This is a genomic window from Neobacillus kokaensis, assembly GCF_014656545.1.
Classification (GTDB): domain Bacteria; phylum Bacillota; class Bacilli; order Bacillales; family Cytobacillaceae; genus Neobacillus; species Neobacillus kokaensis.
Genome location: NZ_BNDS01000002.1, coordinates 1 through 26,943, shown reverse-complemented (window position 1 = coordinate 26,943; position 26,943 = coordinate 1). Strand labels below are relative to the sequence as shown.

General features: G+C 38.8%; 25 protein-coding genes and 1 riboswitch. Of the genes, 21 read left to right on the top strand and 4 right to left on the bottom strand.

The features are described 5' to 3' along the window. The first annotated feature begins 123 nt into the window (after positions 1-123). A riboswitch (glycine riboswitch) is annotated at positions 124-212 on the top strand. 237 nt (positions 213-449) lie between these two features. The 3 genes from gcvT to gcvPB are packed head-to-tail and all read left to right on the top strand — an operon-like array spanning position 450 to position 4,368. Then, complete coding sequence (gcvT, locus tag IE222_RS02555; RefSeq protein ID WP_191269431.1) at positions 450-1,550, top strand: glycine cleavage system aminomethyltransferase GcvT; 1,101 nt, start codon at positions 450-452, stop codon at positions 1,548-1,550. A 21-nt stretch (positions 1,551-1,571) separates the two neighbouring features. Then, positions 1,572-2,918 carry an aminomethyl-transferring glycine dehydrogenase subunit GcvPA gene (gene gcvPA, locus IE222_RS02550; protein ID WP_191269429.1) on the top strand — a complete coding sequence of 449 codons (1,347 nt, stop codon included), beginning with the start codon at positions 1,572-1,574 and terminating at the stop codon, positions 2,916-2,918. Then, positions 2,911-4,368: an aminomethyl-transferring glycine dehydrogenase subunit GcvPB gene (gcvPB, locus tag IE222_RS02545; protein WP_191269427.1), complete on the top strand. Its 1,458-nt coding sequence runs from the start codon at positions 2,911-2,913 to the stop codon at positions 4,366-4,368. Before gcvPA ends, gcvPB begins: the two co-directional genes overlap by 8 nt. Before the next feature lie 95 nt (positions 4,369-4,463). Here gcvPB and IE222_RS02540 read toward each other — a convergent pair whose 3' ends face one another. After that, entirely contained in the window at positions 4,464-4,847 is a 384-nt protein-coding gene (locus IE222_RS02540) for a rhodanese-like domain-containing protein (RefSeq protein ID WP_191269425.1), read from the bottom strand. A gap of 182 nt (positions 4,848-5,029) precedes the next feature. Between IE222_RS02540 and lipM the strand changes: the two genes are divergently transcribed. The 6 genes from lipM (at position 5,030) to IE222_RS02510 (ending at position 12,759) form a co-directional block, all read left to right on the top strand. Next, positions 5,030-5,866 (top strand): lipoate--protein ligase family protein, encoded by an 837-nt coding sequence (gene lipM, locus IE222_RS02535; protein WP_191269423.1) that lies wholly within the window; start codon positions 5,030-5,032, stop codon positions 5,864-5,866. 313 nt (positions 5,867-6,179) lie between these two features. Then, positions 6,180-8,738, top strand: coding sequence for a vitamin B12-dependent ribonucleotide reductase (locus IE222_RS02530; RefSeq protein ID WP_191269421.1), 2,559 nt, complete (start codon positions 6,180-6,182; stop codon positions 8,736-8,738). A 162-nt stretch (positions 8,739-8,900) separates the two neighbouring features. Next, a complete protein-coding gene (locus IE222_RS02525; RefSeq protein WP_191269419.1) occupies positions 8,901-9,350 on the top strand; it encodes a C40 family peptidase in 450 nt (149 codons plus the stop codon). Positions 9,351-9,489: 139 nt separating this feature from the next. Further along, entirely contained in the window at positions 9,490-10,863 is a 1,374-nt protein-coding gene (locus IE222_RS02520; protein WP_191269417.1) for a sensor histidine kinase, read from the top strand. Positions 10,864-10,889: 26 nt separating this feature from the next. After that, positions 10,890-11,564: a response regulator transcription factor gene (locus IE222_RS02515; protein WP_191269415.1), complete on the top strand. Its 675-nt coding sequence runs from the start codon at positions 10,890-10,892 to the stop codon at positions 11,562-11,564. A 460-nt stretch (positions 11,565-12,024) separates the two neighbouring features. Next, positions 12,025-12,759, top strand: coding sequence for an urease accessory protein UreH domain-containing protein (locus IE222_RS02510; RefSeq protein ID WP_191269413.1), 735 nt, complete (start codon positions 12,025-12,027; stop codon positions 12,757-12,759). A 294-nt stretch (positions 12,760-13,053) separates the two neighbouring features. Here the strand turns inward: IE222_RS02510 and IE222_RS02505 are convergent, their stop codons facing one another. Further along, positions 13,054-13,296, bottom strand: a complete 243-nt coding sequence (locus tag IE222_RS02505) for a hypothetical protein (protein ID WP_223282557.1) — start codon at positions 13,294-13,296, stop codon at positions 13,054-13,056. Positions 13,297-13,710: 414 nt separating this feature from the next. Between IE222_RS02505 and copZ the strand changes: the two genes are divergently transcribed. The 3 genes from copZ (at position 13,711) to IE222_RS02490 (ending at position 17,451) form a co-directional block, all read left to right on the top strand. Beyond that, on the top strand, positions 13,711-13,917 hold the full coding sequence (gene copZ, locus IE222_RS02500) for a copper chaperone CopZ (RefSeq protein WP_191269411.1): 207 nt from the start codon (positions 13,711-13,713) through the stop codon (positions 13,915-13,917). A gap of 81 nt (positions 13,918-13,998) precedes the next feature. After that, positions 13,999-16,413: a heavy metal translocating P-type ATPase gene (locus IE222_RS02495; RefSeq protein WP_191269409.1), complete on the top strand. Its 2,415-nt coding sequence runs from the start codon at positions 13,999-14,001 to the stop codon at positions 16,411-16,413. A gap of 153 nt (positions 16,414-16,566) precedes the next feature. Next, complete coding sequence (locus tag IE222_RS02490; protein WP_191270160.1) at positions 16,567-17,451, top strand: patatin-like phospholipase family protein; 885 nt, start codon at positions 16,567-16,569, stop codon at positions 17,449-17,451. Positions 17,452-17,479: 28 nt separating this feature from the next. On the opposite strand, the gene IE222_RS02485 is transcribed toward IE222_RS02490, so the two are convergent. Together IE222_RS02485 and IE222_RS02480 are read right to left on the bottom strand one after the other, a co-directional pair. Then, positions 17,480-17,869: an SA1362 family protein gene (locus tag IE222_RS02485; RefSeq protein ID WP_308435576.1), complete on the bottom strand. Its 390-nt coding sequence runs from the start codon at positions 17,867-17,869 to the stop codon at positions 17,480-17,482. Between the two features lie 59 nt (positions 17,870-17,928). Beyond that, positions 17,929-18,873: a DUF1385 domain-containing protein gene (locus tag IE222_RS02480; RefSeq protein WP_191269405.1), complete on the bottom strand. Its 945-nt coding sequence runs from the start codon at positions 18,871-18,873 to the stop codon at positions 17,929-17,931. Between the two features lie 204 nt (positions 18,874-19,077). Here IE222_RS02480 and IE222_RS02475 point away from each other — a divergent pair, with 204 nt between their 5' ends. The 9 genes from IE222_RS02475 (at position 19,078) to IE222_RS02430 (ending at position 26,862) form a co-directional block, all read left to right on the top strand. Then, positions 19,078-19,575 carry a YqhR family membrane protein gene (locus IE222_RS02475; RefSeq protein WP_191269404.1) on the top strand — a complete coding sequence of 166 codons (498 nt, stop codon included), beginning with the start codon at positions 19,078-19,080 and terminating at the stop codon, positions 19,573-19,575. A 79-nt stretch (positions 19,576-19,654) separates the two neighbouring features. After that, a complete protein-coding gene (locus IE222_RS02470; protein WP_191269402.1) occupies positions 19,655-20,716 on the top strand; it encodes a M24 family metallopeptidase in 1,062 nt (353 codons plus the stop codon). Positions 20,717-20,738: 22 nt separating this feature from the next. Further along, positions 20,739-21,296, top strand: a complete 558-nt coding sequence (efp, locus tag IE222_RS02465; RefSeq protein WP_191269400.1) for an elongation factor P — start codon at positions 20,739-20,741, stop codon at positions 21,294-21,296. A gap of 163 nt (positions 21,297-21,459) precedes the next feature. Then, positions 21,460-21,906, top strand: coding sequence for a PCYCGC motif-containing (lipo)protein (locus tag IE222_RS26830; protein ID WP_370465003.1), 447 nt, complete (start codon positions 21,460-21,462; stop codon positions 21,904-21,906). A gap of 16 nt (positions 21,907-21,922) precedes the next feature. Continuing rightward, entirely contained in the window at positions 21,923-22,579 is a 657-nt protein-coding gene (locus tag IE222_RS02450; RefSeq protein ID WP_191269393.1) for a c-type cytochrome, read from the top strand. Between the two features lie 243 nt (positions 22,580-22,822). After that, complete coding sequence (locus IE222_RS02445) at positions 22,823-23,884, top strand: DUF4352 domain-containing protein (protein ID WP_191269391.1); 1,062 nt, start codon at positions 22,823-22,825, stop codon at positions 23,882-23,884. 13 nt (positions 23,885-23,897) lie between these two features. Continuing rightward, the gene (locus IE222_RS02440) at positions 23,898-24,350 is read left to right on the top strand and encodes a cytochrome c maturation protein CcmE (protein WP_191269389.1); all 453 of its coding nucleotides are present in this window, start codon (positions 23,898-23,900) and stop codon (positions 24,348-24,350) included. A gap of 24 nt (positions 24,351-24,374) precedes the next feature. Beyond that, positions 24,375-26,357, top strand: a complete 1,983-nt coding sequence (locus IE222_RS02435; protein WP_191269387.1) for a heme lyase CcmF/NrfE family subunit — start codon at positions 24,375-24,377, stop codon at positions 26,355-26,357. A gap of 1 nt (position 26,358) precedes the next feature. Further along, entirely contained in the window at positions 26,359-26,862 is a 504-nt protein-coding gene (locus IE222_RS02430; protein ID WP_191269385.1) for a cytochrome c-type biogenesis protein CcmH, read from the top strand. Positions 26,863-26,943 lie beyond the last annotated feature (81 nt).

Here is a 26,943-nt window from a genome sequence, read left to right as displayed (position 1 = left end):
TGCTCAAAATGCTTTCTAATGGTAGGATGAAGTTAGCTTTGAATGTTTAAAATATTTAAATTCGTAAATCTATTTTTTTAAGTATAATTAGTATGGCCAAATTGGAAAATATTATAAATGCGAATGACGACAAGGGGAGAGACTACTTTTGTAGCGCCGAAGGAGCAAGCAGAAATTGTGAATCTCTCAGGCAAAAGAACTCTTGTTTGACGCAGCTCTGGAGAGTGCTGCTAAAGCAGCCACCCACGGGGAAAGCCATTTTAGGTTAAACTTTCAGGTGCAAGGACAGAGACTTCCTTTTTACAAGGGAGTTTTCTGTCCTTTTTCTATGCATTTTAAAGTTATTTAAAGTCTAATAATAGCTGGATAAAATGAGCTGAAAAAGTGCTTTACCTCTTTTTAAAGAGTTTACAATAATGGATATGTAAAAGATGAAGGGGGATTTAAGAATGACAGAATTAAAACGTACTCCACTGTTTGATGTCTATAAGGAATACAGGGGGAAAACGATTGACTTTGGCGGTTGGGAGCTGCCTGTCCAATTTTCAAGCATTAAAGAGGAACATGAAGCTGTCCGCACAAAGGCTGGATTATTTGATGTTTCTCATATGGGAGAGATTGAAGTTAAAGGTACTGACAGCTTAGCTTATTTACAAAAGATGATGACAAACGATATTTCCAAGGTCAAAAATGGTGCTGCTCAATATACCGCAATGTGCTATGAAACGGGCGGCACTGTTGATGATCTGCTTGTATATAAAATGGAAGAAGAACATTATCTTCTTGTTGTGAACGCATCAAATATCGATAAAGACTACGAGTGGCTGGAAAGACACATAGAAGGTGATGTGTCACTGAAAAATCTTTCAGAAACAACAGCTCAAGTTGCTTTGCAAGGCCCGCTTGCCCAGAAGGTCTTACAAAAGCTTACTTCAACAGATTTAAGCAGCATCAGCTTCTTCAAGTTCCAGCAGGACGTAGAAATTAGCGGCAAAAAGGCGCTTGTATCCAGAACCGGTTACACTGGAGAAGATGGTTTTGAGGTGTATTGCCAGGCAGATGATGTAGTTGAAATTTGGAAAGCCATTTTAGAGGCAGGTAAAGAAGAAGGAGTTATTCCTTGCGGATTAGGTGCCCGTGATACTTTACGATTTGAAGCCAACCTAGCTCTTTATGGCCAAGAACTCTCAGCGGAAATCTCCCCGCTTGAAGCCGGTATTGGTTTTGCCGTGAAGCTAAATAAAGAAGCTGATTTTATTGGTAAAACTGCTTTAGCGAAGCAGAAGGAAAATGGTGTACCAAGGAAAATTGTCGGGATTGAAATGATCGACCGCGGTATTCCTCGTCATGGCTACCCTATTTATAAGGGAGAAGAGCTTATTGGGGAGGTTACTACTGGTACACAGTCACCAACCCTAAAGAAAAATATCGGGTTGGCTCTAATTTCATCTGAAAATGCAGTACTTGATTCGGAATTAGAGGTAGAGATTCGCGGCAAACGTTTAAAAGTAAAAATCATTCCAACACCATTTTATAAACGAGAAAAGTAAAACATGAGGGGAGCTAAGGTTATGAAACATCGCTATTTACCTATGACTGAACAAGATAAGAAGGCAATGCTTGAAACAATTGGTGTTTCCACTGTCGATGAACTGTTCAGTGATATTCCGGAAAAAGTAAGATTCCAGGGGCAATACAATATTAAACCGGCAAAATCAGAAACAGCTTTAACGAAAGAATTGTTTAAACTTGCGGGAAAAAACGCTGACTTAAAACAAAATGCGTCATTCCTGGGTGCTGGGGTTTACGATCATTATATGCCGATCATCGTTGATCATGTTATCTCAAGATCAGAATTCTATACAGCATATACACCATACCAGCCTGAAATATCACAGGGTGAGCTGCAGGCCATTTTTGAATTCCAAACGATGATTTGTGAATTAACCGGCATGGATGTGGCAAACTCCTCCATGTATGATGGCGGAACTGCCCTTGCTGAGTCAGCAATGCTAAGTGCCGGTCATACAAAACGCAAAACGATTGTTGTTTCAAGCGCAGTACATCCGGAATACCGTGACGTTTTGAAAACATATGCAAAGGGCCAATACCTTGAAGTAGTTGAGGTTCCGGTGAAGGATGGCATTACAGATGTTAGCGTACTAAAGGATTTAGTTAATAAGGATACAGCTGCAGTTATCGTGCAATATCCAAACTTTTTTGGAAGAATTGAACCATTAAAAGAGCTGGAAGAAGTTATTCATGAACAAAAGGCGTTGTTTGTTGTCTCCTCCAATCCATTATCATTAGGGGTATTAACACCTCCTGGAAAATTTGGAGCTGATATTGTAGTCGGGGATGCACAGCCGTTTGGTATTCCAGCTGCTTTTGGCGGGCCACACTGCGGTTATTTTGCTGTCACAAACAAATTAATGAGAAAGGTCCCTGGCCGTCTTGTCGGACAGACGACAGATGAAGAAGGGCGCCGTGGTTTTGTACTAACCCTTCAGGCTCGTGAACAGCATATCCGCCGTGATAAAGCAACATCGAATATTTGTTCAAACCAGGCATTGAATGCACTTGCTGCATCTGTGGCGATGACGGCTCTTGGTAAAAACGGTGTTCGTGAAATGGCTGCAGCCAATCTGCAAAAGGCAAACTATGCTAAAAATGCTTTTAAAGCGGCTGGCTTTGAAGTAGTGTATGATGGCCATTTATTCAATGAATTTGTCGTTAAGTTAAATAATCCAGTAAAGCAGGTTAATCAAAAGCTGCTTGAAAAAGATATCATTGGCGGATACGATTTAGGCCGTGATTATCCTGATTTAGCTAACCATATGCTGATTGCTGTAACAGAGCAAAGAACGAAGGAAGAAATCGATACTCTTGTGAAAGAATTGGGGGATTTGCATGCATAATCAAGATCAGAAGCTGATTTTTGAACTTAGTACATCAGGGCGAATCGGATATAGCCTGCCGGAATTGGATATTCCGGAAGCAGATTTAACCGGTCTTCTCCCAGATGGATATGTAAGGGAAGAGGAGCCTGGACTTCCAGAAGTATCAGAGCTTGATATCATGCGCCATTATACCTCCCTTTCAAAAAGAAATCATGGCTTAGATTCAGGTTTTTATCCATTAGGCTCTTGTACGATGAAATACAATCCTAAAATTAATGAAAGTGTTGCACGCTATAATGGGTTTGCACATATTCATCCGCTTCAGGATGAAAGTTCTGTTCAGGGAGCACTTGAACTGATGTACGATCTTCAGCAGCATTTGAAAGAAATTACCGGTATGGATGAAGTAACCCTGCAGCCGGCGGCAGGAGCCCATGGTGAATGGACCGGGTTAATGATGATTCGTGCCTACCATGAAGCAAATGGGGATACGATGCGGACCAAGGTTATTATTCCAGATTCTGCCCATGGTACAAACCCTGCTTCTGCAACGGTGGCAGGACTTGAAACGATTACTGTTAAATCGGATGAAAATGGTCTTGTTGACCTTGAGGATTTAAGAAGAGTGGTAGGCGAAGATACAGCTGCCTTAATGCTGACTAATCCAAATACACTAGGATTATTTGAAGAGCATATTGTTGAAATTGCAGAAATTATTCATGAAGCCGGCGGAAAGGTTTATTATGATGGAGCCAACTTAAACGCTGTTCTTTCAAAAGCTCGACCTGGAGACATGGGCTTTGACGTTGTTCACTTGAATCTTCATAAAACATTTACCGGTCCACACGGCGGCGGCGGTCCTGGTTCAGGTCCTGTAGGGGTAAAGGCTGATCTTATTCCATTCCTTCCAAAACCAATCGTTGACAAACGCGGGGATGAATATGTACTGGATTATGACCGCCCTCAGTCTATTGGACGTGTGAAGCCGTTTTATGGAAACTTTGGCATTAATGTACGTGCTTATACGTATATTCGTTCCATGGGTCCAGATGGTCTCAAAGCGGTAACAGAATATGCCGTGCTAAATGCTAACTACATGATGAGAAGACTGGCAGAGTTCTACGATCTTCCATTTGATAAACATTGTAAGCATGAGTTTGTTTTAAGCGGTAAGCGTCAAAAGAAATTAGGTGTGCGTACGCTGGATATTGCAAAACGCCTGCTAGATTTTGGCTATCATCCGCCAACCATTTACTTCCCATTAAATGTGGAAGAATGTATCATGATCGAGCCAACTGAAACAGAATCGAAAGAAACGCTTGATGCTTTTGTTGATGCTATGATCCAAATTGCCAAAGAAGCGGAAGAAAATCCGGAAATCGTTCAAGAAGCACCACATACAACTGTTGTCGGCCGCCTTGACGAAACAACTGCTGCTCGTAAACCAATCTTAAGATATCAAGCTTAGTATAAAAAACAAAGGATGATTCATATTGTGAATCATCCCTTATTTTTTATTGGAAAATAAATTAGACTCCGGAACACGTCCAGAGTCTAGAAGTATTATTTCTTAGCTTTAATCTTGCCTGACCATTTTTTAAACCCGCCTTGCAGCTGGGTAAGATCTTTATAGCCTTTTTTGTGTAAAAACTGAGCTGCACGGGCACTGCGCATTCCACTTTGGCAATATAGATAAACTGGCAGATCAGGGCGGATTTCCTTCATCCGCATTCTCATCTGTGACATTGGAATATTACGTGCGCCTAAAATATGACCGCCTTCAAATTCGTTTGGTTCGCGAACATCTATAAGCTGTGCCTTTCTGTAACCTGCACGGAATTCTTCCTCGGTAACCGTTTTGACGATTTTCTTTTGATAGAAATAAGTGAAAACGGAGTAAATAATAACCGCAGCAATAATAATTAATAAAACATAAAGTGAACTCAAAATCTTTTCTCCTTTCAAGCTGTACTCCACTAGCTTTTATTATATAAGTCCTTCACATAAAGATAAAGAATTATGACGAAAATTCTTTTGATAAAATAATGCCAAAACAATCTAGTTTGCATTCGTTTTCGTTTTTGATAGACTTAAAAAGGTAAAATATTTCATTTAAATGAGGTTATTGAATGGAAAAAGAACAATGGCTTTTTATTGATACAGGAAACAGTTCTCCTTCATTTAATATGGCACTTGACGAGGCATTGCTTGATTGGCACAGCAATGGGAAAATTCCACCGGTGATTCGTTTTTATGGCTGGAATCCGCCAACATTGTCGATTGGTTATTTTCAAAAGGTTGAAAAAGAAATTGACATGGATGCCGTAAAAGAGCATGCTCTAGGCTTCGTAAGACGGCCTACAGGCGGCAGAGGTGTCCTCCATGAGCATGAGCTAACATATAGTGTAATTGTTTCAGAAGAACATCCAGAAATGCCTAAAACGGTGACGGAGGCTTACCGGGTGATTTCGGAAGGGATATTAAAAGGATTTCACCATTTAGGCCTTGATGCTTATTTTGCGGTTCCAAAGACAGCTGAGGAACGGGATGCTTTAAAAAGCCCGCGTTCAGCAGTATGCTTTGATGCGCCCAGCTGGTATGAGCTAGTGGTCGAAGGAAGAAAGGTTGCCGGAAGCGCGCAAACGAGGCAAAAGGGTGTTATTCTTCAGCATGGTTCAATTCTATTGGACCTAGATGAAGAAAAGCTGTTTAGCTTGTTTAAGTATCCAAATGAGCGGGTAAAGGAACGGATGAAGAAAGCATTTAAAGATAAAGCGGTTGCGATTAACGCCATCAGCCAGAGGCAGATTACGCTTGAGGAAGCAAAAGATGCTTTCTATAAAGGTTTTGCAGAAGGACTTAATATTGACCTTGAACCATATCAATTATCAGAGGATGAATTGGCATACGTTCATAAGCTTGCTTGCGAACGTTATGAAAACGAAGATTGGAATTTTAAAAGGTAATAACTTGAAGCGGCCGCTGCCGCTTTTAGTTTTTAGCAAGCCGCGAAAATTGTTAAAATTCCTCGTTTTTAAGAGAAAAATCGAGTAATGCTTTTATTTTCTTTCAAATCTATTTAATTTTAGGTTTGACAAAATAAATGTTTTTTGCTCAACATACAATATATAGTGGTGTCGAAATTTTGTAAAACACCATATGTTGATTTTCATCACCTAGTTGTGGTACCTTAATTATATTAATGCTACTAGATATACAATAATCAGACGAGAATCTAGCAGAATGCAATAGATTTAATTTTTAGAAGGAGTTGTTCTCATGTCTGTTGTGTTTAGACAAAAAATGAATATTGATTTTGAAAGGTTGAATGAGGATATCCGCCTATTTCCCCAGGTACACCCAGTTACCCCGGATATGAAAATAACTCACAAGGGTGTTTCGCGTTTAGTTATGTTGGATCGCTACACCTTCAAAGATACGGAGAAAATTACCCTCACCAAAGGAGACTTTGTTGTACTAACGATTAAAGAGGATCCAAAATTCCCAGCACGAGGTTTAGGAACCATTACAGAAATCGATTGGGAGAAGAAAAAGGCAAAGGTATTAGTGGAAGAGGAGTTTAGAGGAGTACTGGATGATACTGAAGAAGCCAGTACAGGAGTTATTTTGCGATCGCTTGATGTGATTGAAAAACCTCTAGAACTGTTCTATGAGCAGATTGCCCGCCGTGTGGCAACAGGATTGGCGGCCGTTGAGGAGACGGAAGAGAAGCGGCGTGAGTGGACGGAAAAGTTTTATCAAGAGCTCGTTAATCTGAGTTTCATTCCTGCTGGCCGTGTTCTTTATGGTGCCGGGGCAAACACGGATGTAACGTATTTTAACTGTTACGTTATGCCTTTTGTAGCCGATTCACGCGAAGGAATCTCTGACCACCGTAAGCAGGTCATGGAAATCATGAGCCGCGGCGGCGGTGTCGGTACAAACGGTTCAACTTTGCGTCCAAGAAACACTCTGGCACGCGGCGTAAACGGCAAGTCATCTGGTTCAGTATCTTGGCTTGATGACATTGCGAAATTAACGCATTTAGTTGAGCAGGGTGGCAGCCGGAGGGGCGCCCAAATGATCATGTTGGCGGACTGGCATCCTGATATCATTGAATTCATTATTTCAAAGATGCAAAATCCTAGAATTCTACGATTCTTAATTGAAAATACAAAAGATGAAACGATTAAAAAACTGGCGAAAGATAAATTAAAGTTTACACCATTTACAACTCAGGAAATCGCAATGTATCAGGGAATCGTGAATTACAAAAATATTCCTGGTAATGGCGGTTTCAGCGAGAGTATCATTGCTAGTGCTGAAGAAAAATTAGCCGTTGGCGGCAATTACACAGTTCATAATTCAGAGTTCTTAACCGGTGCAAATATTTCTGTTTGTTTAACCAAAGAATTTATGGAAGCTGTTGAAAATGATGGTGAATATGAACTTCGGTTCCCTTATGTGGAGCACTACAATGAAGAGGAAATGAAAACTTATAATGAAGAATGGCATAAAGTAGGCGACGTTCGCGAGTGGGAAAAGCTTGGATACAAAGTACGCGTCTACAAGAAGATTAGGGCAAAGGAACTTTGGAACTTAATCAACATTTGTGCAACCTACTCTGCAGAGCCAGGAATCTTCTTTATTGATAATGCAAATGACATGACGAATGCAAAGGCATATGGTCAACAGGTAGTTGCAACAAATCCGTGTGGGGAGCAGCCGCTCGCACCTTTTTCCGTCTGCAACCTTGCTGCAGTTAACTTAGCAGAAATGGCAGACAAAGAAACGAAAACAGTTAATTTTGATAAATTGAAGAAGACAGTTGAAGTTGGTGTCCGCATGCAGGACAATGTTATCAACGCTACACCATACTTCTTAGAAGAAAACAAAAAGCAAGCACTTGGTGAACGCCGTGTCGGTCTTGGTGTTATGGGATTACACGACCTCCTCATCTACTGTGAAACAGAATACGGCTCACCAGAAGGTAATGAATTAGTAGATCAAGTGTTTGAAGTTATTGCTACTACAGCATATAGAACTTCGATTGAATTGGCGAAGGAGAAGGGCAGCTTCCCATTCTTAACAGGTGAATCTTTGGATGAAACAAACCGCTTAAGACAAGCGTTTATTGAAACTGGATATATGAAAAAAATGCCGGAAGATATCCGTCAATCGATTTTAGAAAACGGAATAAGAAATTCTCATTTGCTAACTGTTGCTCCTACGGGATCCACTGGGACCATGGTTGGGGTATCCACAGGACTTGAACCTTATTTCTCATTCTCTTATTTCCGCAGCGGTCGTCTTGGAAAGTTCATCGAAGTAAAGGCGGACATCGTTCAAGAATATCTAGATCAACATCCAGAGGCAGATCCAGAAAACCTGCCAAACTGGTTTGTAACTGCTATGGAACTGGCTCCTGAAGCACATGCAGATGTTCAATGTGTAATCCAGCGCTGGATTGACAGTTCAATCAGTAAAACTGTGAATGCACCAAAAGGATACAGTGTCGAACAAGTCGAGAAAGTTTACGAACGTTTATACCGGGGTGGTGCCAAAGGCGGCACTGTCTATGTAGATGGATCACGCGATTCTCAAGTATTGACTCTTAAAGCAGAAGAAAATACTAATGAGCAATTGTCGATGTTTGATGAAAAAGAAAAGAAGCCTGTGGTACTTGTCGACACCATCAGTGATCTTCGTTCGACAAATGTAACTATTGGCTCTGAGGTAGGTAACACTTGCCCAGTATGCCGCAAAGGAGAAGTCGAAGAAATTGGCGGCTGTAATACATGTACAAACTGCGGTGCGCAATTAAAGTGCGGTCTATAGGATGTATTAAAAGGTGTGGATGAAAATCCACGCCTTTTAAATATATTGAAAAGTGAGGAATAAAGTCGAAATTTGTAATAAAACTGTAATCTTCCTGTCACGTTGATGTTACGCATTTTTTGTATGATAGCGCTAACAAAACTCGCCAGGGGGATTAACAAGATGTTGAAAAAGATTGTCGCAGTTTTCGCCATGACTATTATACTGAGCTCATTGTTTTCCGCTATTGGAGGTAGAGCAGAAGCAGCTTCTTACCACACCAAAGCAATCTCCGTTGCAAAAGCCAATTTAGGTGTTCCATATAGATGGGGCGGCATTACACCAAAAGGCTTTGACTGCTCAGGTCTTGTTAAATACTCTTTTGGAAAAGCGGGAAAGGTATTGCCACGTACAGCAGCTGACATGTTCTATAAAAAAGGAAAGCGTGTTAGTTCCTTACGAGTAGGCGATCTTATGTTTTTTGCCCCGAATAAGGCAAGCAAGCCGACACATGTAGCCATTTATATTGGCAAAGGCAAAATGATTCAATCTTCTTCATCAAAAGGGGTATCAATCGCTTACACAAACAATGTATACTGGAAGCCGCGTTTCATTGGCGCTAAGCGTATATAAAAAGATAGATTTAAAGAGCATCGGTAATCCGGTGCTCTTTTTTGCAATGATTAAATAATTTCTACATACATTCTCGATATTATTTTATTATGATGTAATTAATGAAAAACTTGGTGTCGATAACTTAAGGAGCAAACAAATGAAAAGATCATTCAAAATAAATAGTATATCAACGAAGCTGGGATTGCTATTCAGCGGGATATTTGTTGCTTTGCTGCTCATTTTAGGAGCAATTTTATACGGAGTTTTTATTAATGTATTCAGTGATTATATTAAGCAGGACTTGCTTGTAAGAGGAAATAATCACGCATTAGTGCTAGAAGGACAATATAATCAGGAAACAATTCGGCATGTTGTCCGGATGGAAAAAGGGGCAACTACGAAGGTTTTAGTCACTGATGCTAATCAGAGGGTAATTGATTCATCGGTACCGCTTGATGAGGATATGGAGAATCATTTATTACCCAAAGGAAAGAAATTGAAGAATGGAGTGTTGATAGAGAGTGATTGGAAGCATCACGATTATTTAATTTCCGTATCACCTATCGGAGCTAATGAGGGTTTTGTATATATGTACTATCCTTCAAATATCTTAAGAGAAATTGTAGTTGTATTAAATATATTAATGCTAATTGCCAGTTTAGGGATTGTGTTACTCGCATTCGGATTTATCGGGATTTTGTCGAAAAAGCTTGCACAGCCTCTCTTAATGATGAAGGATGCAACGAATAAAATGTCTCTTGGTAAATATCAACAAAGAATACCCGTGATTGGTGATGATGAAGTGGCGAAATTAGGCAAGTCCATTCAATCACTTGGGGAGCAGCTTCAATACTATGAGGATAGTAGAAATGAGTTTCTTGCGGCTGTTTCACATGAGCTTCGCACCCCCTTAACCTATATCAAAGGATATAGCGACATATTAAATAAAGGAATGTATAAAAGCAGTGAGGAACAGAGTCAGTACCTACAAATTATCAATCAAGAAGCAAAACGAATTTCGATTCTAGTGGATGACTTGTTTGAAATGAGTAAGTTGCAGGTTCATGAATTCGCCCTTGAACGTGAATGGACCAATATCAATCAAATTATTGAAAAAGTAATAACGAATCTAAAACCTGAAATAGCAAAAAAGGGCCTGATGATAACATCCAATTTACGAGATATCCCTTTAATTAAAATTGATCCAAAAAGAATCGAGCAGGTCCTTTATAACCTAATAGAAAATGCTATGAAGTATACTCATCAGGGGGAGATTACGATTAACTCCTATATGAAAAACGAATTTGTAAAAATAAAAATTACAGATACAGGGATTGGTATCCCAAAGGATGAGTTATCGAAAATTTTCGAGCGTTTTTATCGTATTGAACAATCGCGGGCCAGGAAAACAGGGGGGACCGGGCTGGGACTATATGTCGTAAAACAAATCGTTCAAGCGCATGAGGGTGAAATTAAGGTTGACAGTGTAGAAAACAAAGGTTCAACTTTCACCATAAAATTAAAAATTTAAATGGTATGATAAGGGGAAGAAAAAAGATGATTAAAATATTGCTTGTCGATGATGAGTTTGAAATGCGCCAGCTTTTGCGGCTTTATTTACAGCAAGAAGGTTTTGTTGTGGAAGAAGCAGAAAACGGAAAGGAAGCTTATGAAAAAATTATAAAAAATGAATATCAGTTAATGATTCTTGATATTATGATGCCGCTCATGGACGGATGGCAGACACTTGAAGAAGTTCGAAAAATAACAGATATGCCGGTTATTATGTTAACAGCAAAAGGGACCGTGAAAGATAAGGTGTCAGGATTGTCAAAAGGGGCAGATGATTATTTAGTAAAACCGTTTGATGCAGAGGAATTGATAGCAAGGATTCAGGCATTGCTGCGAAGAACGCATCTAAATGAAGAAACGGAAAACCTGTTAAGACATAATGGGATTTCGGTGAACCTCGCAGCTCGCGATGTGATTTACATGAATAAAAAAATAAGTCTTACACAAACAGAGTTTGATTTATTAAGAGTCTTCCTTGAACATAAAGGAAATGTTTTAACAAGAGAGCAGCTTGTTGAGTTAATTTGGGGAATTGAGTTTTTAGGGGAAGATCGAACAGTGGATTCTCATATTAAAAATCTTAGAGATAAACTGAAAGCTGCTGGTGTACATGAGCAGCCTGTTAAAACAGTCTGGGGGATTGGATATAAAGTAGAATAGGTGAGAATATGGAAAGACTAATAGCTACCATGTTTTTAATTTTGATTATTATTTTAGGGATATCTTCCTTGATATTTGTCTTAAAAATGGTTTGGTTTCCCCCAACTAGCATGGGGATGATGATGGGGAAGAAAATGATGTTTCATCACATGTATTTCTGGTTTTCTCAGATGATGATCCTCTGCCTTCTCATAATTACTTTAATCACGATTATTTGGAAAATCAAAAAGAAAAGTAAGAAATGATCAATATATAGGCAAAAAGGGAAAGCACGAATCACTATGATCCGTGCTTTAACTATCTTCAAGTTCTACAGTAATATATAACCCACCTGTGATTGGTTAAACTTTCACCGCAAGTAGTTCAATAAACGACTTTTATTTGAACAATCTCCTATCTTCAAACTTATTGCACATTTTTATGATATTCTTATCCTATGAAATAAACTTAGGGTGATATTATGTATAATTTATTTAGCCAAATAAGTACCTTCCTAAGTCAGCCCTTTTTTACTATGGCAAATAGCTTAGAATCCTTACCGATTGTTTTTGCACTAATTCTAGGTCTAGTTGGAGCACTTGCGCCATGTCAGCTTACCGGGAATATTAGTGCAATCACGCTGTACGGCAACACTTCTATTCAAAAGAAAATAGTATGGAAGGATGTTTTCAGCTTTACCTTGGGAAAGGTAGTGGCCTTTTCTCTTTTAGGTGGGTTAGTATGGCTATTGGGTAAAGGAATTGAACAAAATCTAACACTGTATTTTCCATGGCTGCGGAAAATTATGGGACCTATATTAGTTATTGTAGGAATCTATATGCTCGGGTTAATAAAGTTGAAAGGGACATTAAACTTGTTTAAACAACCCAAGGAATACAAGAGAGAAAGTCGTTTTGGGTCTTTTATGCTCGGCCTTAGTTTCTCGCTGGCTTTTTGTCCAACCATGTTTATCCTGTTTTTTGTAACATTAATGCCGGTTGTGTTGTCAAGCTCTTATGGAATTATTCTCCCGTCCATATTCGCTCTTGGAACAGCCTTGCCGCTATTAATTGTTATTTTCATCATATGGTATCTTGGTGGCAGTGGTATGTTAATGAAAAAAGGGCGGAAAATCGGCATATTTGTTCAACGAATTGCGGGTATCTTTATGCTTATTTTAGGAATATTTGATACATTAACATATTGGTCATTATGATTTTCTATTGCATGATTTTGAAATGATATCATTTTCGCTTAGCTGGTTTCCTAGAAAAAGGTAACCAGCTAACAGGAAAAAGTAAAAAGCGGTTAATAGCATCATAAGAAAACGTACCCTGTCTAGGCACGTTTTCTTTAAAATTTTATTGAAGGAACTGTCGCCAAGCGATCCCCAACTGTCGGATAAGGCAGTTTAATTGTCGGATAGCGTGTCCCAATTGTCGGACAGGAAATCGAGATAATAAAGATTGAATTCGTTCTTTTTTAATGTAAATTCATTATTTTGTTAGTGTTAAAATCTATTCATCATATTTTTGGCGTTTGTTCCTTCCATCATGCCACCTTCACCATGACAGGCTTTGTACATTTTTTGTAAATCTTTTTTAGAGAAGTCTGGATGCATTTTTTGCATAAAAGGAAGCATTTTTTCAAAGCTTAAACCAACATTAGAATCGTTATTGCCAGCCGCCAATACGGCTGTTCCGGCTCCAAGAACCAACGCAGCACTTAAAACTCCAACTGCAAGTTTTTTCATGATCGTACAACTCCTTTCTTTTATTATCTTAATCATAACGCTAAATTTTGCAGAATTAATGGATATTGTTTGTCGATATTATGACGATAATTGTTTTCGTTTGATATATTGAGGGTTCAATAATTTGTAATAAAATTTTGTAACTTTAGACACAGTTTTTCCTTATATTGAAGTATTATAATAATGAATAAATAAGTGGACTAGTATTTCTTGAAATATAAAAGTACAATTTATGGACAAGTTAATGATTAAAATTGGAAGATCATGTTTAAATCGAATAATGTGTTAATTTCGAAAAAGCCAAAAAAATTAATGAAAATTATAACAAACTTCTTTACATAGGATGGGGGGGTATGGTAAATTGGTGTTATAAAAAATAATTTACTTTTTTAAGTTATGAAAGGAAGGATATAGATGGAAAAAGTAACTTTAAACGTACAAGGAATGTCTTGTAATCATTGTGTGAAAGCAGTAGAGGGAAGCGTTGGTACACTTGATGGCGTGAATACTGTAAAGGTTAACCTAAAAGATGCAACTGTTGCTGTTGAATTTAATCCTGAAAAAGTTTCCTTGGATAAAATTAAAGATACAATTGATGATCAAGGATATGATGTAAAGTAAATATTTTAAAGACGTGCTAGCTGCTAGCACGTTCTTTTTACAAAAATATATACCCATATGGGGTATGAGGAGTTGGCTTCCATGGCTCAAAATGTGAAAGAAACAAATTTACAAATTTCCGGTATGACATGCGCTGCATGTGCTACGAGAATTGAAAAGGGATTAAATAAAATTACAGGTGTAGAGTCAGCAACTGTAAATCTAGCTTTGGAAAAATCAGCAATTAAATATGATCCTTCGCAAATAAAGGTTGAGGATTTAGAAAAGAAAATCAGGGACTTAGGCTATGATGTGGTAACGGAAAAAGCGGAGTTTGATATTACTGGCATGACCTGTGCAGCCTGTTCTGCAAGAATTGAAAAAGGCCTCAACAAACTTGATGGTGTTGTAAAAGCAAGTGTGAACTTGGCACTGGAAAAAGCAACTGTGGAATTTAATGGTTCAGCGCTTTCTACGAACGACATCATAAAAAAAGTTGAAAACCTTGGTTATGGTGCGCAACTAAAAGAAGATACGAAGGAAGCCGTAGATCATCGTCAAAAGGAAATTGAAAAACAAACAAGGAAATTTATTTTTTCTGCGATTCTTTCATTCCCGCTTTTATGGGCAATGGTCGGTCACTTTTCATTTACTTCATTCATCTGGGTGCCCGATATATTTATGAATCCATGGTTTCAATTGCTTATGGCAACACCGGTCCAGTTTATTATTGGCGGACAGTTCTATATAGGCGCCTATAAAGCCTTGAAAAATAAAAGTGCCAATATGGATGTCCTTGTTGCCTTAGGTACATCTGCTGCCTATTTTTACAGTTTATATTTATCAATCTTGTCGCTTTCAGGAAACGCCCACCAAGTTGAACTGTACTACGAAACAAGTGCTGTGCTGATTACATTAATCATTTTAGGAAAGCTGTTTGAAGCAAAAGCAAAAGGACGCTCCTCAGAGGCTATTAAAAAGCTAATGGGTCTTCAGGCAAAGACTGCTACTGTTGAACGGGGTGAAATGGAACAGGAAATCCCGCTCGAAGAGGTAGTAGTCGGTGATATCCTTCATATTAAGCCTGGGGAAAAGATCCCGGTCGACGGAAAAATTATCGAAGGTGGTTCAGCCATCGATGAATCCATGCTTACTGGTGAAAGTGTCCCAGTGGATAAAAAAACTGGGGATGAGGTCATCGGTGCAACACTTAACAAAAATGGATTTTTAAAAGTTGAGGCAACTAAGGTCGGCAGGGATACGGCATTAGCTCAAATTATTAAAGTAGTAGAGGAAGCTCAGGGGTCTAAAGCTCCAATCCAGCGTCTGGCTGATAAAATTTCCGGAGTGTTTGTACCCATTGTCGTTGGTTTGGCAGTCTTAACATTCATTATTTGGTATTTTGTAGTTTCGCCTGGTGATTTTTCAGAGGCATTAGAAAAATTAATCGCTGTCCTTGTTATAGCCTGTCCTTGTGCATTAGGTTTGGCTACGCCAACGTCTATTATGGCCGGTTCAGGAAGGTCGGCGGAATATGGAATTCTATTTAAAGGCGGTGAACACTTGGAAATGACCCACCGTATTTCCACCGTCGTATTAGATAAAACCGGTACGGTAACAAATGGGACGCCGGTATTAACCGATGTCATGATCGAAAAAGAATTTACAGAAAGCGAATTTTTGTCCTTGGTGGGTTCAGCTGAAAAGCAATCGGAACACCCGCTTGCACAGGCAATTGTACAAGGCATTAAAGAGAAGGGAATTACTTTAATAGATGTAACTGAATTTGAAGCGATTCCTGGGTTCGGAATAAGAGCCGTCGTAGATGGAAATGAATTATTAGTCGGTACGAGAAAACTCATGAACCAATATAATGTGGCAATTGCAGGAGCTCTTGCTAAAATGGATAGTTTAGAAAGAGCTGGCAAGACGGCTATGCTTACTGCTATTAACGGTCGTTACGCCGGTACAGTTGCTGTTGCGGATACCATTAAAATTACCTCAAAAGCAGCCATAAGACGTCTTCAAAAAATGGGGCTGGATGTCATTATGATTACCGGTGATAATCAGAAAACGGCGATAGCGATTGCTGAACAGGCTGGCATTGAGCATGTAATTGCAGAGGTGTTGCCAGAAGGAAAGGCAGAAGAAATTAAGAAACTTCAAGCTCAAGGAAAAAAAGTGGCGATGGTTGGCGATGGAATCAATGATGCCCCGGCACTGGCTGTTGCCGACATTGGGATGGCCATCGGCACCGGTACCGATGTGGCAATGGAAGCTGCTGATATTACTCTAATTCGCGGTGATTTAAACAGTATCGCGGATGCCATTTTTATGAGTAAGAAAACAATCACCAATATTAAACAAAATCTCTTCTGGGCCCTTGCCTATAATTCGCTGGGCATCCCGGTTGCTGCACTCGGCTTCTTAGCACCATGGTTAGCAGGAGCAGCAATGGCATTCAGTTCCGTATCTGTTGTTTTAAACGCTTTACGGCTTCAGAAAGTGAAACTATAAAAGAACTCTAGTTTTCAAGAAGACTGACAGAAATTCTCAGTCTTCTTTCCTTTTTAGGCTTTGATATCAAAATTTTTACCTTGTCCGTGGTACTATTTTAGGAAGCAGCCGCTTAAAGATGTAACAATGACTTTCATCTTAGGGGTGGCTGCCATGAATATAGATGGAGTTTTTTCTGGAGGAGGTATAAAAGGGTTTGCGATGATTGGAGCTTATGAAGAGATTGAACGCCGCGGCTTTAAGTTTGTCAGAGTAGCAGGGACCAGCGCCGGGGCTATTGTTGCTGCTTTAATTGCTGCAGGCTACACAAGTAAAGAAATTTATCAGCTGGTGGATGAGCTTGACCCAACAAATTTATTAGATCCTCGAAAAACAATTATTCCGTTTAAATTTGCAAAATGGCTTTTACTCTATTGGAAATTAGGACTGTATAAAGGGAATGAACTGGAGCACTGGTTAGAAGAAAAGCTGGCAGCTAAGGGACTGAGGACATTTTCTGATTTGCCCCCCCAAGCATTACGTTTGATTGCTTCAGACCTTTCGAACGGTCAAATGGTTGTATTGCCTGAGGATTTGGGTAAATATGGTATTTCACCCGAATCCTTTTCTATTGCCAAGGCGATTCGGATGAGCTGCAGTATCCCCTATTTTTTTGAACCTGTAAAAATGCGCTCGATTGACGGTATCAATATTCTGGTAGACGGCGGAGTGTTAAGTAATTTTCCGATGTGGCTATTTGATAAAGATAATGTAAAGAAAGTGAGACCTGTATTAGGAATTAAGTTAAGCGCGAATGAATATGAACATCAAAAACATAAAATTAATAATGGAATTGAATTGTTTGGCGCCTTGTTTGAAACAATGAAGGATGCCCATGATTCACGGTACATTTCAAAAAAACATGCTGAAAACATTATCTTTATACCAACGGAAGGAATTGTAACAACAGAATTTAAATTAACAGATGAGAAGAAACAGGCTCTCTTTGATTTCGGTAGGGAGCATGCCAGACGATTTTTAAGTAAGTGGACTTATTAACAAAATTTACCCATAAAAAAACGAGCGTTCATAGTGACGCTCGATTTTTCTTTTTCCCCTTTTTGCCGTCAATAACAGTGAGATGTGCAGGAGGTTTCCTTTTGCTCTTGTTTTTCTTTAAAGTAGCTATTGGGCCAAGTGAAGAACTCTTCAAATTAGGTTCACCGCTTTTATTTTGCAGTCGTTTTTTTGACTGCTTTGCAGCTTTCAAAAATGCCCGCTGATCTTTTTTTTGAGGGCTCGAATTTGAAAACTTTCGAACAACAAAAAATATTGCAAATCCGATTAAAGCCATAATGGCTATTTTCTGAATAAACCCAGCGGGGTTAGCTGTGATTGAACCAACAATACCTATTAAGGCAAGAATAATAAGTCCCCCTACAATTAGGACGGATGTCCGATTTTTCAAGAAAGCCACCTCCCTCTATGAGCATCATAAGCATTTTTTTAATCTTTTAAACAACTAAAGATAAAAATTTAGACAATTTCTTCATTTTTCGCACCAGATTCGGTTTCTGATTCCTTTTTTAATAATTCTTGAAACGAAAGAATAGCCACTTCTACCTGCTCATCATTTGGCTCCTTCGTTGTTAAAAGCTGTAGCCAGAGTCCCGGCAGACCAAGGTATTTAAGTACAGGAACATTTCTTAATTTATTAGTAAATTGCAGGACTTCAAAGGAAATTCCTAATACGACTGGAATTAACAATATCCGGTCAACAATCCGCAGCCAAAGCGGTGTTGTCGGAACAAGCAAGTAGACAAATAGTCCTACAATGACAGTAAATAAAATAAAACTGCTGCCGCAGCGGTAGTGAAGCCTGGAATGGGCCTGAACATTTTCTACCGTAAGCGGGACGTCGGATTCAAACGTATTAATGACCTTATGCTCAGCGCCGTGATATTGAAATACCCGTTTGATCAGGGGGGTTAACGAAACAAAATAAATATAGGAAAGTAGCAGAAATAGCTTTATCACACTTTCCACGACCACTTGAACCACATGTGATGGAAAAATCGGTATCGTTAATGCTGCTAATAAAGCTGGGAGTACTGTAAAAGCCAATTTTCCGACGATAAAGGAAATCACGCCGATTACTGCTACTCCAAGGTACATAGTTAATTTCGAAGTTTCCTGTTCTTTTATTGTATGATCATCTTTTGGGTCGACGTCATATCTTTCTGAAGAGAAATTCAAATGTTTTGAGCCGTTCCCACTTGCCTCGATTATCGCAATAATCCCGCGAAGAAACGGAATCCTTTTTAATTTTTGAAGGACAGGATTTACTTTTCTTGGTACATGAAAATAATCAATGGAATGATCATTTCTTCTAACTGCGGTAACGTAATGATGTTTACCGCCGAACATGACACCTTCAATGACGGCTTGACCGCCGTATACTGGTTTTTGAGAATTGGACATGTATTTGACACCAACCTATATACAAAGTTGCACATGAGCAGAGAGTAAAATCTGTATGTACTTAATTGTATTCTACTAGAAAAACAAAAAATCCTCTAGGATTGTCATAATCTTTCCATTTAAATTCCGAAAAATATTTTTTTATGCAAGTGTTACGTTTGCTAAGGGCATAATAGGCATGAAAATGTATTGGAGGTTGTTACAATGACTAACGAAAATGAAGCAGCTAAATATCCTAAACCGATGGCTTTCCCTGTAATGGTCTTTTGGACTGGCCTATTTGGGGGAATTTTTTGGTCTTCGGTCGGTTTTATCACCTATTATTTAAATTTTACAGAAATCCGCCCCAATGTTATCCTCATTCCATGGGCACTTGGAAACTGGAAATACGACTGGGTGGGAACCGTTGTCTCCATCCTATTTCTTGGAGTTATTTCAATTGGTGTAGCTTTCATATATTCAGCCCTGTTAAAACGATTTAATGGCTTATGGTTTGGTATTGGATATGGTATCATATTGTTCTTTATCGTATTTTTGCTTTTACATCCGCTCTTTCCTGATATAAAACCGCTTTTAAAATTAAATCGGAATACTGTTATTACGTCGTTTTGTTTATTTATCATTTATGGGATGTTTATCGGTTATTCCATCAACTATGAATATCAGAATAAAAAAGAGCAGGAAAAAGAGGCGGCCAGCTAAGTTGACATTAGTCGGCAAGGAATGGTTGTGATAAAATAATTGTGTCTGTCTGCGGAATAGATAAAGGAGAGTGGGAACGATGGAGAAATTAGCAAAACTAAGGAAAGAATTTGCAGAATATGGAATTGAGGGGCTGTTAATCACAAGTCCTTATAACCGCCGCTACATATCTAATTTTACCGGTACAGCTGGTGTTGTGTTAATAAGTGCTAATCATGCACAATTCATAACTGATTTCCGTTATGTTGAACAGGCATCAAAGCAATGCGAAGGCTTTGAGGTCATTAAGTTTTCAGATACTATTCAAAAAGAAGTTGCCGAACAGGTTAAAAAGTTAGGAATCAAAAAGCTTGGCTTTGAGGAAGATTATATAACTTATTCCTTATTTAAAGTATATGAAGAAGAAGTGAAAGCTGAACTTGTACCAATCGCAGGAGTAATTGAAAAGTTACGCTTGATTAAGACTGATGCAGAGATTAAGATAATAAAGGAAGCTGCGGATATTGCTGATGCTGCTTTTAAACATATTTTAGACTTCATCCAACCAGGTAAAACGGAGATGGAAGTGTCGAATGAGTTAGAATTCTTTATGAGAAAAGCTGGAGCGACATCTTCGTCCTTTGATACCATTGTTGCTTCAGGAGTTCGTTCAGCGCTTCCACATGGTGTTGCAACAGAGAAGGTTATTGAAAAAGGGGATATGGTTACACTTGACTTTGGTGCTTATTATAAAGGGTATGTATCTGATATTACCAGAACAGTTGCTGTAGGAGAACCAGACAGTAAGTTAAAAAATATTTATCAAATTGTTCTTGAGGCACAACTGCGCTGTATGGATGGCCTGAAACCAGGATTAACAGGGAAACAGGCTGATGCATTGACAAGGGACTACATAACTGAAAAAGGCTTTGGAGAGAACTTTGGGCATTCTACTGGTCATGGGATTGGACTAGAAGTGCATGAGGGACCTGCCCTTTCCAAAAAATCTGATTTAGTCCTTGAACCGGGAATGGTCGTAACATGTGAACCGGGGATATATGTCCCAGGGCTTGGCGGCGTGCGGATTGAAGATGATACGCTTATTACAAAGGACCATAATGAAGTCCTTACTCATTCAACCAAAGATTTAATAATTTTGTAATGTTTTTAGGAGGAATTTAAGCATGATTTCAGTTAACGATTTTCGTACAGGGTTAACTATTGAAGTAGACGGCAGTATTTGGCGGGTTATGGATTTCCAACACGTTAAACCAGGAAAAGGGGCAGCGTTTGTTCGTTCCAAGCTGCGTAATCTTCGTAATGGAGCTGTTCAAGAGAAGACTTTCCGTGCTGGTGAGAAAGTAGAGAAAGCTCAAATCGACAACCGTAAAATGCAATATTTATATGCAAGCGGCGATCAGCATGTATTTATGGATATGGAATCTTATGAGCAAGTAGAACTTCCTGCATCAAACCTTGAGTATGAACTAAAGTTTTTAAAGGAAAACATGGAAGTTCATATCTTGATGTATCAGACCGAAACTCTTGGAGTAGAACTGCCGAACACTGTTGAGCTTGAAGTAACTGAAACAGAACCTGGAATTAAGGGTGACACTGCTTCCGGCGGTTCGAAACCTGCCACTATGGAAACAGGACTTATTGTTCAAGTGCCATTCTTCATCAACCAAGGTGACAAATTAATCATCAACACATCTGAAGGAACATATGTATCCAGAGCCTAAGTTTAAAAAACCTTAGTCCAAATCATTTTATTTGGACTAAGGTTTTTTTCTTTTTCTATCAAAAATCTTCACGAAATAGTAATATTTAGCCCGCTTTAACCGAATTCCTATTTGTTAAAATGAAATGGAAATACATAATGATTATGGAAGGGGTGACATAAGAATGAAAAGGCTTTTCTCATTAATAATAATTTGCATGACAATGATCCATATTGTGGCAGCTTGCAGTTCTAATGAGGCAAATGTAACACTCGATAAGAAGCATAAGCCGCTGCCGGATTATGTCTTGAATTCGTCAGAGAAAATTAAAGAAACATATATCATGGTATCAAACTATCCGGAAGTTGTAGCAAATGTTCCTTGTTACTGCGGCTGCTTTGCACAGGACGGTCATAAAAGCAATTTAGATTGTTATATCGACCATTTTGGCGAAAATAATGCCGTTGAAGAATGGGATGCGATGAGTATATCGTGAGATGTCTGTATCGATATTGCCCGGGAGGCGATAGATATGCATCTGGATGGAAAAGATCCTAAGAAAATATATCAGTATATAACAAAGAAATATGAGGATTTTGGAGAACCAACTCCAACGCCTGAACCAAAATAAGAAGGTGAGCCCTTCTATGAAAAAAATTCTAATTGGAAGCTATATTACAATTGCAATTATTGTCATTTATGCTGTCACTAATGGGCAGCTATTTGACAGTAAAAAATCAAAGGCTATTTCGGCAGGAGAAAGGCTCTATAATGAGAATTGTCTGGCATGTCATGGTGGAACGGGAAAAGGTGAAGGAAAACGAGCCGGAACAGCGATTAATAATCAACATTTTCTAAATTCTATTTCTAATCAAGATTTATTTAATTATGTTAAATTCGGCAGACAAGGAACAGATATGCCTGCATATGCCAAAAAATTGTCGGATGAAGATTTACATAATCTTGTGTCTTTCATAAGAGAATGGCAAACGGAGAAGATCTCGTTAGAGGCACCAACAACAATTACCGGTGACCCAGAACGCGGAAAAGGGCAATATAATTTGTATTGTCTTTCCTGCCACGGGGAAGACGGAGCAGGAAAAATAAAAATGGGAACAGCACTTGCGAACCCACAATATTTAAAGTATACGACCGATCGTCAAATTTGGACTGCCACTGCTTTTGGACGGGAAGAGACTAGAATGGGCCCGTCTTTAAAGGGGCTTGAAGGCGCTCGTCAATTAAAAAAAGAGGATATTAGTGATATAGTTCGCTATATTCGATCTTTGGAGAAAACTAAATAGTACGAAAAAACCTGAATTCGTTGGATTCAGGTTTTTTATTCGGATAAATGCTCCATTATTGGAATATGTGAACATTTTGTGGTTATTTTTTGACGAAAAAGTAACGTTTTTCACCCTTTAACAAAATGTTCAAGAGTCCTTTGGCCACTAGCAATAAATTAAGATTATTATTTATTTCAAAGAGGACTATAGTAAAAAATTAGCAAGATCATAATGTAGATTCATAGGGCAGGGAGGATAACTATGCTAAAAAAGAAGTGGGCGTTCATATTTGTTATTGCATTCTATTTGTCAAACCTAATGATTTTAAAAGCTGATGCTGCAACCGCTTATCCTGCTGAAAAGTTTCCTATCAAGGAAATGCAGATTCAAGTTATGCCGGAATTTGACTACCCGGACGACTGGCCGTCAAGAGATATTCCTGCATTACTTGTTGGGGAATATGGAACCATCATCAATAAAAGTGGTCATGATTTTGACGGTAAATTTGAAGTTTCTGTTCCAGCAAAAGATAAAGGATTTGAAGCCTTTTTAGTCGCAGAATTTCCTGAGGAAAATAAGCCGGAAGTTCAACGGCCATATGATGTTGATAAGGAAAATGGCATCATCAGCTGGAAACCTTCTAAACCAATAAAAAAAAATGAGAGTTATAAGTTCGTGATCGAATACTACACCGAAACAATTGACGTTAAGGACATAAAGAGTTTTACATATGAGTTTAAGAATAATAGCGACATAGAGCAGCTGGAAGTCATTTATTATGCGCCAATGAACGCTAAACAGATACAAATGGAGCCAAAAGCACATGAGAGTTCCAAGAATGAATACGGTGAAAATCTATTTTTCTACCAATATAAGAATATCAAAGCAGGGAGGACCTTAAAGTATACATTCTCTTATAAAAAAGATGGGACGGAATCCTCTATGGAGGTCATGAGTAAAGTACAGGTGCCTAATGACGCAAACCACTCGGGTGTCAGTGGTTCGGCAACCGACCAAATAACAAAGGGAACATCAGGTCCAATAAACAATTTAAAGCGTCCACTAATCGGTATAGGCGGTGCCTTCATTATTGGAATCGCAGTCATTATTGCCGGTATCTTTGTTTTTTTAGGGTTTAAAGCAAATTCCCAGGATACAGCGCATGTAACAAGGAAGAATAAATATCACAAAAAGAGGCCAGCCTCCACCAAAAAAAATAGCAAAATAGATGCCGCCGAGGCTAAAAAGGAACTTCGAAAAAAACTGCTGACAGGGAAAATGGATCAAGAAACGTATGAAGAGGAAATGAAAAAATTAATTTAACGGGGTGAGTTGATTGAAAAAGAACACGATGGTTTTGCTGGGTGGTTTTATCATTGCCGGGGCTATTATTTTTCTGTTGATGGCTGCAACTCCTGGTTCGAGCGGCATTGAATTGACGTTGAAAGAATTGTCAGCAACGCAGGATCAGCATAAGGATGATTTTGTTACCTTTGAAGGGTTGCTAATTGAAAAGTCTATCAAATGGAACCCTGACAAAATAGAATTGAAATTCGACGTTAAAGATAATGACGGTAATATCATGCATGTGATCCATAATGGGCCAAAGCCGGACAACTTTTCAGAAGGTGTGATTACGATTCTGCAGGGTTCTCCAACCACAAAGGACACCTTTAAGGCGGAAACTGTTAAAACAAGATGTCCTTCCAAATATGAAGGAAAAGATAGGGAAAACTATGACCCTGAAACACATAAGGAAAAGCTGAATCAGCCACCGAAAGAAAAATAACGGCAAACATAAGAAGGTGACAAAATGTATTTATTTGCTAATGCAACCATTTACATAGGCTTTGCAGTTGCAATTTATTCACTTCTCATTTTAACACTGGGAATTAGCACAAAAAATCAAAAATTAGTAAACAGCGGTAAGGGTGGAATGATCTCCTTATTTATTTGTGCCGCGCTGGCGATGCTCTCGATGTTTTATTTGCTAGCAACTTCCCAGTTTCAATACGAATATGTTTATGATTACACGAGCAGCGAACTGCCGGTTATTTATAAACTCACTGCATTATGGGCAGGTAATGCCGGATCATTATTGCTATGGACTTTCTTTTTAACTTTATATGCATTAATGACTGCCTTTTCGAGGAAGATGAAGGGCAACCCGATGGTTCCATATATTTCAGCCATTCTAATGGCCAATGCGGTTTTCTTCTTCTTTATTTTAGCTTTTGTTGCCAAACCATTTGTTCTATTGGACCAGGTTTCGCTTGAAGGAAAAGGGTTAAATCCGATGCTGCAAAATCCAGGAATGATTATTCATCCGGTTACTCTTTACCTTGGTTATGTTGGACTAGCGGTTCCATTTGCCTTTGCAATGTCTGCTTTGATTTTGAAAAATGTTGATGACTTCTGGATTAAAATGACAAGACGGTGGACGATTATTGCCTGGTTATTCTTAAGTCTTGGAAATATCTTTGGCGGTCAATGGGCCTATGTTGAGCTTGGCTGGGGTGGATATTGGGCTTGGGACCCGGTGGAGAATGCTTCCTTTATGCCATGGCTGACAGCGACAGCGTTTTTGCATTCTGTAATGATTCAAGAAAGAAAAAATATGCTGAAGATTTGGAATATAAGTTTAATAATCGTTTCTTATGCCTTAACATTATTTGGGACCTTCTTGGTACGAAGCGGTGTCCTTACCTCTGTTCATGCATTTGCAAATTCAAATCTCGGATTATACTTTTTAATCTTTATGGCAATTGCCGTTATAGGTGCGCTGTATGTGTTGATGAGCAGATATAGCCTGCTGAAACGAAGCGCAGGGGAATTTACTTCATTTGTGTCTAAGGAAAGCAGTTTTTTGGTTAACAATTTGTTACTTGTCGGAGCAGCATTTGCAGTGTTTTGGGGCACGATTTTTCCATTAGTGTCTGAAGTCGTTCGCGGTACAAAGGTAACCGTCGGCCTGCCATTCTTTAATAAAGTAGAAGCGCCAATTCTCTTATCAATGATGTTTGTTATGGCTGTCTGTCCGCTTTTAGCATGGCAGAGATCTACTGTGAAAAATCTTAAGAAAAACTTCATGTTACCGGCTATATTAGCAGTTCTTGGCATGGTGTTAATGGCGGTGTTAGGGATTCAAAAAGCGTGGGCAGTTATTGGATACGGGGTTATTATTCTATTATTCATTACGCATTACCTAGAGTTTTACCGAGGAGTAAAAGCGAGAAGGAAGATGACCAAGGAGAAGCATTTTACAGCTCTATACCGGTTAATGATTAGAAACCGCCGCCGCTACGGAGGATATATTGTTCACCTAGGGATCGCTTTTATCACAATGGGAATCATCGGTTCGCAAAACTTTGATGAAGAAACAATGAAAACTGTTCCATTAGGCGGCTCCATTGAGGTAAAGGATTATAAACTAAATTATGAACGTCTGGATCAAAAGAGAGAAGGAATTAATGATATCGTCTATGCGGATTTAACAGTTTTTAAGAATGGTAAAAAACTAGGAACCTTTCAGCCGGAAAAAGTTTTTTATGGAAATTGGGAACAGCCTTCATCTGAAGTGGCGATTATTTCATCAATGAAAGAGGATTTATACATCGTTTTGAGTGCATGGGAGGATGATGGCAAAGCAACCTTTATCGTCAAAGTAAATCCAATGATGAATTGGCTATGGTTTGGTTCCTTCATGATTGTTATTGGTGCGCTGTTTGCCATATCGAATGGAAAATACGGAAATGTCACTCCAAGATACACCGGAGTTCGTAAAGAGGTGTCTTAATATGCGGAATAAAATTTATCTTGGGATCCTCTTAATAGTGATAATCTTTCAAGGTTCTTTTGTTCAAGCAGAGGCAAAAGATTTCGATTATAAGTCGGCAGAATTTAAGGCAGTTGCTTCCCAATTTGCCTGTACGTGCGGCTGCGGTCAGGACCACTATGAATGTGATCCAAATACATGCAGCCTGACAAAAGACTTTAAACAGGACTTAGTCGAAATGATGAGTAAAGGCTGGGATAAAGATAAAATCCGTAAGTATTATGTCAATATTTACGGAGAAGAAATTCTAACTTCGCCGGAGAAAAGCGGCTTTAGTTTAACTGCCTGGATTCTCCCGTTCGTGGTGATTGCCGTTGCAGCTGCGGCGATAGCCTTTGTCATTCGTAAATGGGTAAAACGAAAGAGCATCGATGAACCGGAGGCAGAAACTAAAAAAACTGAGGATGAAATAGAAGATGAGATTCTATCTTCTATTATTGATGAAGAACGCAAAAAGTTTTTGTAGGATGTGACTAAAATGCAAGATCTTTCAATCATATCGATAATTTTTACCGCTGCATTGGCGCTTTTTTCTGTGAAAATAATT